The 1020-nt window shown below is 34.1% G+C and carries 1 pseudogene; it reads left to right on the top strand.

From position 1 onward, the window contains the following. Nucleotides 1-324: pseudogene (locus F6K13_RS34740) on the top strand (protein kinase); the annotation flags it as partial. Nucleotides 325-1020 lie beyond the last annotated feature (696 nt).

Below are 1020 nucleotides of genomic sequence, written 5' to 3'. Positions count from 1 at the left end.
GATGAGCAGTTAAATGTTTATTTAGTAGATTTTGGTTTTGCCAGAATGGGAGGAGGAGAAATAGCAGCAAGTAGTGTTGTTAAAGGTACGATGGGATTTATGTCTCCAGAACAAATGTTTAATCGTCAATTAACAAGAAGTTCAGATTTATATAGTCTTGGTGCGACATTAATTTGTTTATTAACTGGGATAAAATCGACAGATATTGGCAATTTAATTGATGCGAATTATCGGATAATTTTTCGTCATTTAGTACCACCATTAGAAAGGGGTTGGATTAATTGGTTAGAAAAGATAACAGAACCAAAATATACTGATAGATAAATTGTTATCCGAAGCAAAAAAAAGACTTATAGCTCTTTTAACAATAGGACTAAACCTTAGCTTAATTATAACTTTTAAGCATTTTTATGAATTCATTCCTCAACTACACTGCTTTACTTTAGGATAAATTTTCGACTCAGCAATAGTAGCGATCGCCTCTCTTTCTATTACTCTAATACCCCTAATTTATTTAATATCCAAACCTGTAAAAATATTTTCTAAATACAGAAAAGCAGAGCCAAACTTAATTAAACCATAATCAAAATATAGCGACTCGGAACCTAATGTAAAAATTTAATTGTTTCCTATTACCGAATAATTAAGGTTTAAAGCCTTCTATTTCAAGAGAAAGAAGAAAACCTTCTCCTTTTATTTAATCCTCTTTCTTTTAGACAGAGGTAATTATCAATTATCCATTATCCATTATTGAACTGTTCACTAAAAACCTACTAATTACCATGACTAATTACCCCAATTTTTCCAACTACGGCTATCAAATAATCAAAGAACTCGGACACAACCGGGCAGGTGGAAGGTGAAGGCCTTGGCGGGCCGCATGCGGCCCGCGGGCCGCACTTTGGGAAGCCCTGCTTTAGAATTTTGAACTGAAACTTTCTGAGGAAGTCAGTAGTATCCTAAAGCTCCCAAAACCGCATTAAAACATGGTCATTGATATTGCACCCAAAAATCGATAAA

The organism is Okeania sp. SIO2B9 (assembly GCF_010672505.1).
In the GTDB taxonomy this organism is placed as follows: Bacteria; Cyanobacteriota; Cyanobacteriia; order Cyanobacteriales; family Microcoleaceae; genus Okeania; species Okeania hirsuta.
This window is presented reverse-complemented; position numbering and strand designations above follow the sequence as displayed.